Consider the following 1,920-nt stretch of genomic DNA (forward strand, 5'->3'; position numbering starts at 1 on the left):
GATGTGTCCGATTCTTGAGAACTCAACAGCGTGCACTATGTTCAATGCCAATTTTATACCCCGGCCTTGATCTTCGGATCGGGTTGGGATTCCTTTGGAAATTGATGTCAGCTTCCGGCTTTCGGGTCGGAGAGATGTCTTATTTGCTAGAGGTCAAACTTGACTCTCCTTCTCTTCGGGGTTGGGGGTCGTAATTTTTTTACGGAGAGTTTGATCCTGGCTCAGGACGAACGCTGGCGGCGTGCTTAACACATGCAAGTCGAACGATGAAGCCCAGCTTGCTGGGTGGATTAGTGGCGAACGGGTGAGTAACACGTGAGTAACCTGCCCTTGACTCTGGGATAAGCGCTGGAAACGGCGTCTAATACCGGATACGACCTGCCCCGGCATCGGGTGCGGGTGGAAAGTTTTTCGGTCAAGGATGGACTCGCGGCCTATCAGCTAGTTGGTGAGGTAATGGCTCACCAAGGCGACGACGGGTAGCCGGCCTGAGAGGGTGACCGGCCACACTGGGACTGAGACACGGCCCAGACTCCTACGGGAGGCAGCAGTGGGGAATATTGCACAATGGGCGAAAGCCTGATGCAGCAACGCCGCGTGGGGGATGACGGCCTTCGGGTTGTAAACCTCTTTTAGTAGGGAAGAAGGGCTTCGGCTTGACGGTACCTGCAGAAAAAGCACCGGCTAACTACGTGCCAGCAGCCGCGGTAATACGTAGGGTGCAAGCGTTGTCCGGAATTATTGGGCGTAAAGAGCTCGTAGGCGGTTTGTCGCGTCTGCTGTGAAAACCCGAGGCTCAACCTCGGGCCTGCAGTGGGTACGGGCAGACTAGAGTGCGGTAGGGGAGAATGGAATTCCTGGTGTAGCGGTGGAATGCGCAGATATCAGGAGGAACACCGATGGCGAAGGCAGTTCTCTGGGCCGTTACTGACGCTGAGGAGCGAAAGCGTGGGGAGCGAACAGGATTAGATACCCTGGTAGTCCACGCCGTAAACGTTGGGAACTAGATGTGGGGACCTTTCCACGGTCTCCGTGTCGCAGCTAACGCATTAAGTTCCCCGCCTGGGGAGTACGGCCGCAAGGCTAAAACTCAAAGGAATTGACGGGGGCCCGCACAAGCGGCGGAGCATGCGGATTAATTCGATGCAACGCGAAGAACCTTACCAAGGCTTGACATATACCGGAAACTTCCAGAAATGGTTGCCCCGCAAGGTCGGTATACAGGTGGTGCATGGTTGTCGTCAGCTCGTGTCGTGAGATGTTGGGTTAAGTCCCGCAACGAGCGCAACCCTCGTTCTATGTTGCCAGCACGTCATGGTGGGAACTCATAGGAGACTGCCGGGGTCAACTCGGAGGAAGGTGGGGATGACGTCAAATCATCATGCCCCTTATGTCTTGGGCTTCACGCATGCTACAATGGCCGGTACAAAGGGCTGCGATACCGTAAGGTGGAGCGAATCCCAAAAAGCCGGTCTCAGTTCGGATTGAGGTCTGCAACTCGACCTCATGAAGTCGGAGTCGCTAGTAATCGCAGATCAGCAACGCTGCGGTGAATACGTTCCCGGGCCTTGTACACACCGCCCGTCAAGTCATGAAAGTCGGTAACACCCGAAGCCAGTGGCCTAACCGCAAGGAGGGAGCTGTCGAAGGTGGGATCGGTGATTAGGACTAAGTCGTAACAAGGTAGCCGTACCGGAAGGTGCGGCTGGATCACCTCCTTTCTAAGGAGCATCTGGACACCGCAGGGTGTTCCAGGCGCCAGATCAAAGCGAATGTCTTTGCTGGTAGCTCATGGGTGGAACATTGAACTAGGTGCTCGGTGAGATCGTCTCGCGTCAGTACAGCCTTCGGGTTGGGAACGCGTCGGGGCGGTGGAGTCGGGTACATGCACGCTGTTGGGTCCTGAGGGACCGGGCCGGT

The 1,920-nt window shown here is 56.0% G+C and carries 1 rRNA gene; it reads left to right on the forward strand.

Going from position 1 to position 1,920, the window contains the following annotated elements:
• The first annotated feature begins 198 nt into the window (after positions 1 to 198).
• Positions 199 to 1,721, forward strand: a 16S ribosomal RNA gene (locus tag C5C25_RS16090).
• Positions 1,722 to 1,920: the final 199 nt, after the last annotated feature.

The organism is Rathayibacter sp. AY2B9, from assembly GCF_002931595.1.
Taxonomy (GTDB): domain Bacteria; phylum Actinomycetota; class Actinomycetes; order Actinomycetales; family Microbacteriaceae; genus Rathayibacter.